Source organism: Mycobacterium sp. (genome assembly GCF_032162605.1).
Classification (GTDB): Bacteria; Actinomycetota; Actinomycetes; order Mycobacteriales; family Mycobacteriaceae; genus Mycobacterium.
Map to the genome: position 1 here is coordinate 1 of NZ_JAVROT010000231.1, position 4,160 is coordinate 4,160.

The following is a 4,160-nucleotide window of genomic DNA, read 5'->3' on the forward strand; positions in this document are numbered from 1 at the left end:
CCTTCGCGGGGGTCGACGTCGACCCCGCCCGCGTCCGGGAGGTCGCGTCGTTCATCCCCGGCGCGATGCGCGGCCTGGCCTCGGAGCGTCAGCTGGGTTCGTACTACGACCTTGGCCTGGCCAGGCGCGGGTTGACCAACGCGATCGTCGCGTATCTCGAACCGCCCCGCCGTTAGCCCACGCCAGCCGCCCTACCGCAGCGCATGCCGCAAGTGAACGTTATGCCCACTCTCTAACAGTGGTTACTATCAGTGGCAAACAGCCGCGCACCCGTGCTCGGCATGGACCGAAGTTGGCGAGGTTGACGATGAGCGGCTCAGCGCTCTTCATCGCGGTTTTTCTCGCGTGCCTGGTCGAGGCCGTCGAGGCCCTGACGATCATCCTTGCGGCAGGCACTGCGCGCGACTGGCGATCAGCGCTCACCGGCGCACTCACCGGGGTGGTGGTTCTGGCGGCCGTGATCGCCGTTGTGGGACCGGCGATATCGGCGATTCCCCTGGACGGGCTCCGCCTCGTCATCGGCGGACTGCTCCTGATCTTCGGGCTTCAATGGCTGCGCAAGGCGATCCTGCGGGCAAGCGGCAACAAGGCCCTTCACGACGAGACATTGGCTTATCAGGCCACTCTCGCAAAGGCACGTAGCGCCCCCGTGGCCGCGCGGACCCTGGTGGCCGACTGGTACGCCTTCACGCTGTCATTCAAGGGCGTCATGCTGGAGGGCCTCGAGGTGGCATTCATCGCGCTCACCTTCGGCGCCAACCAGGGCAGTATTCCTCTGGCTGCCCTCGCCGCGACGGCAGCCGTCCTTCTCGTGGCGGCGGCGGGCTTCGCCATCCGCGCACCGTTGTCGCGAGTGCCGGAGAACGCCATGAAGTTCGTGGTCGGAGTGATGCTGACCGCCTTCGGGATCTATTGGGGCGCCGAAGGCGCCGGCGCGCACTGGCCGGGCGAGGACATCGCTCTGCTGATCCTGATCCCCGCGATTGCGCTGTACGCACTGCTGTTGGTAGCTCTGTTCAGGCGTCGCGCACCCGTCACCACGGCTGCCGATATTCCTGCGGCCCAGGAGGATTGATCGTGAACAAGGTTCGTGCGTTCTTCGCGTTCTGGTACGACTTCATCGTCGGTGACGACTGGCGGGTGGCCCTGAGCATCGCGGTTGCCCTCGCTGCCACCATCGCAGTGAATCGCCTCACCGGCACCGCTCCGTGGTGGATCGTGGTCGTCGCAGTCATCGCCGTACTGCCCATCAGCATCTTCGGGGCGACGCGACGCCAACCGTGAGGGCTCCGTCCGTCAACGGCCCTCGTCCTCCTCGACGTACACCCGAGCGGCATACAGTTCCAGCGCCTCGCCACAGGCGTCCAGCGCCTGTGCGGTCTCGGCTTGCCTGGGGGCGCCGTACACGTCGCGCGCCCGTACCTTCTCGTGCCAGTTCCGCAGCTTGACCAACTCGACTTCGTTCTCCTCGAGCTCACCGTAGGTGAAATGGTTTGCGGCGTACTCTTTTTCGAGACCAGCGTGAAAGTCCACGCATTTGTCCAGGATCTCCTCGTACTCGCTGTCCCGCGCCGCCTCGAACAACGCCACCACGTCCTGCCCGCCGACCACCGCCGAACAGGACAGAAGCACCGCCGAACCATCCATCTCGAGAATCTCGCGCCGCAGTTTGCGGAGCGCGCGCTCGGCACCCTCGCGGGCAGGTAGGGCCGCGGCCGAGTTCTGTAGATAGACCGCGCCCAGCGACTTCAAACGTCGCCACACGGTGGCGCGCAGTCGCGTCGGTTCGGCGGGGATCCGATAGACCAGCAGGAGCCAGTTCTCGCCGTCCGCGGCAGTCGACGGCGGCTCCTCGGCATGGTCCCCGGTCGCGCTCATCAGGTCAGTCTGCATGAGTGCCACTCAAGCTGTTGCTTGCCGGCCGACCTCAGCGTCTTCACAGCTTCGCGCTGCAACCGTGGCCTCCATCGTCGCGCCAACCACGGCGGCGTCGTGAGAGGAGAACTACCGAGATGCAGATACGCCACACCGTGGCAGCCGGTTTCGCCGTCGCGCTACTGCTGCCCGGTGCGGGCGCGGTCGCAGCGGCTCACCCACTGACCGGGCCAGCGCCACAGGGCCCGACCGTCACCAGCGGACCCGACGTGCCCGGCGCTCCCGACTCGCCGGAGCCGGGCGACACACCGGACCAAGCCGACGCTGCCGACGTCCCAGGGCAGCCCGACATCCCCGAACCGGGTGACACACCCGACGCACCAATACCGACGCCATAATCGGACCGGCGAACGGATCGCGGTCGGCACGCCGAGAGCTCCACGGCGCGCCGGCCGCACCTTCCGGCCGGCCGACACTGGTCACCCCAACCCGAATAGCAGAGGATGAGACGCGTGAAGGTCCTGATCGTCGAGGACGAACCCCGGTTCGCCGCGACCCTCGCCATGGGCTTGCGGGCCGAGGGCTTCGTCGTCGTGCACGCCTCCAACGGCGTCGACGGGCTGTGGGAGGCCACCGAGCACCAGTACGACGTCATCGTGCTGGACATCATGTTGCCGGGTCTGAACGGTTACGAAGTATTGCGGAAGTTGCGCGCCGCCGAAGTGTGGACGCCCGTCCTGATGCTGACCGCCAAGGACGGCGACTACGACCAGACCGACGCGTTCGATCTTGGCGCTGACGACTACCTGAGCAAGCCGGTCGCCTTCATCGTGCTGCTCGCGAGGTTGCGCGCGCTGATGCGTCGCGGCGCTCCCCAGCGCCCGGTCGTGCTGACCGCGGGCACGCTGACTCTCGACCCCGCACGTCGTGTGGTGCAGCGCGATTCGACACCGATCGAACTGACCCCGCGCGAGTACGGCGTCCTGGAGTACCTGATGCGACACAAGGACGCCGTCGTCACGAAGAACGACATGCTGCAGCACGTGTGGGACGCCCATTACTCAGGACCGGACAACGTCGTCGAGGTCTACGTCGGCTACGTGCGCCGCAAGATAGACGCACCCTTCGGTACCAACACGATTCAGACGATCCGCGGTGCGGGTTACCGCTTGGACTCCGGTGAGTACTCCAGCGGCAGCTGAACCGTCACCAGCGCACCACCACCGGGACGATCACCTATCGTGACGCTGCCACCATGTGCGGCAACGACTTCGGAGACAATGGCCAGACCGAGTCCGGTGCCGCCACCGCTGCGCGCGCGATCGGAGTCAAGTCGGACGAACCTGTCGAACACGCGAAGCCGATCCGCCTCGGGAATTCCCGGCCCGTCGTCGCTCACCGTCAGGATCGCGTAGCCGGCTTCCGGACCGACCCTCAGTTCGACTCGCGAGGTGGCGTGCCGTGCCGCGTTCTCGAGCAGGTTGCGCAAGACCCGCGACAGTCCACCCGGGTCACCCACCAGGCGCGTCGGCGCCAGATCGGCGTCGATGGTCGACTTCGTCTCTCTGAGCAACCGCCCCATCTCATTGGATGCGACGTCGTCGAGGTCGACGTCTCTGCGCCGCAGCGTGAGTCCACGTTCGTCGGCACGTGCCAGAAGCAGCAGATCCTCGACGAGGGACTCCATCCGCCGTGCCTCCGGCCGCAGGGTCGAATCCGCCAGCTCCTCGTTGAGGAGATCCGGGTGAGCGGCCGCGACGTCGAGAGCGGAGAGAATCGCAGCAACCGGGCTACGCAACTCGTGGGACGCATCGCCGACGAACCGCCGCTGAGCATCGTGGCCCGCCTCGATGCGAGCCAGCATCTCGTTCATGGTCACGGCAAGCGCGGAGATCTCGTCGTGGTTGGCCGGAACCGGGACGCGCTCGGCGAGATCGGAGGTGCTGATGTCCGCGACCCTCGTCCGGATCGCGTCGACCGATCGAAGTGAGCGCGCCACCAACAGATACGTGACGATTGCCGACACCGCGGTGACGAGCGGTGCGGCTCCCGCCAGCAGCACCAGAACCGTCTTGACCGTCGACTCGACCGCCTCACTGCCGGCACCGACCAGAACCGTGTAGCTGCCGCCTGCTCCATCCACGGTCTGACCGCTGATACGCATGTCTCCGTCGACCGCCACGTGGTCGCGGATCCCCACCACGAGCTTGGCGCCGATGGTGTCCGGCGCTACCAGCGGCGTGCCGGGTGCGGTCTGCGACCGCTGAACCACGACTCCGGCCTGG

General features: G+C 66.9%; 6 protein-coding genes and 1 pseudogene. 5 read left to right on the forward strand and 2 right to left on the reverse strand.

Annotation, left to right across the window (positions count from 1 at the left end):
* The 3 genes and pseudogenes from QOI01_RS14090 to QOI01_RS14100 form a co-directional block, all read left to right on the forward strand.
* Nucleotides 1-176 (forward strand): annotated as a pseudogene (locus tag QOI01_RS14090) (TetR/AcrR family transcriptional regulator); the annotation flags it as partial.
* A 131-nt stretch (nucleotides 177-307) separates the two neighbouring features.
* Nucleotides 308-1,075 carry a COG4280 domain-containing protein gene (locus tag QOI01_RS14095; protein WP_526381864.1) on the forward strand — a complete coding sequence of 256 codons (768 nt, stop codon included), beginning with the start codon at nucleotides 308-310 and terminating at the stop codon, nucleotides 1,073-1,075.
* Nucleotides 1,076-1,077: 2 nt separating this feature from the next.
* Nucleotides 1,078-1,284: a hypothetical protein gene (locus tag QOI01_RS14100; RefSeq protein WP_526381866.1), complete on the forward strand. Its 207-nt coding sequence runs from the start codon at nucleotides 1,078-1,080 to the stop codon at nucleotides 1,282-1,284.
* Between the two features lie 12 nt (nucleotides 1,285-1,296).
* Here the strand turns inward: QOI01_RS14100 and QOI01_RS14105 are convergent, their stop codons facing one another.
* Entirely contained in the window at nucleotides 1,297-1,878 is a 582-nt protein-coding gene (locus QOI01_RS14105; RefSeq protein ID WP_526381868.1) for a Chromate resistance protein ChrB, read from the reverse strand.
* Between the two features lie 134 nt (nucleotides 1,879-2,012).
* Here QOI01_RS14105 and QOI01_RS14110 point away from each other — a divergent pair, with 134 nt between their 5' ends.
* Together QOI01_RS14110 and QOI01_RS14115 are read left to right on the forward strand one after the other, a co-directional pair.
* Entirely contained in the window at nucleotides 2,013-2,273 is a 261-nt protein-coding gene (locus tag QOI01_RS14110) for a hypothetical protein (protein ID WP_526381870.1), read from the forward strand.
* A 114-nt stretch (nucleotides 2,274-2,387) separates the two neighbouring features.
* Nucleotides 2,388-3,077, forward strand: coding sequence for a response regulator transcription factor (locus QOI01_RS14115; RefSeq protein WP_526381871.1), 690 nt, complete (start codon nucleotides 2,388-2,390; stop codon nucleotides 3,075-3,077).
* On the opposite strand, the gene QOI01_RS14120 is transcribed toward QOI01_RS14115, so the two are convergent.
* The coding region (locus QOI01_RS14120) for a sensor histidine kinase (RefSeq protein WP_526381873.1) at nucleotides 3,038-4,160 on the reverse strand (1,123 nt) is incomplete at its 5' end. The two genes, QOI01_RS14115 and QOI01_RS14120, sit on opposite strands and share 40 nt — an antisense overlap.

Coding starts and splice junctions, on each gene's coding strand:
- QOI01_RS14105 (WP_526381868.1), bottom strand. CDS start 1,878: ATGAGCGCGACCGGGGACCATGCCGAGGAGCCGCCGTCGACTGCCGCG.
- QOI01_RS14110 (WP_526381870.1), top strand. CDS start 2,013: ATGCAGATACGCCACACCGTGGCAGCCGGTTTCGCCGTCGCGCTACTG.
- QOI01_RS14095 (WP_526381864.1), top strand. CDS start 308: ATGAGCGGCTCAGCGCTCTTCATCGCGGTTTTTCTCGCGTGCCTGGTC.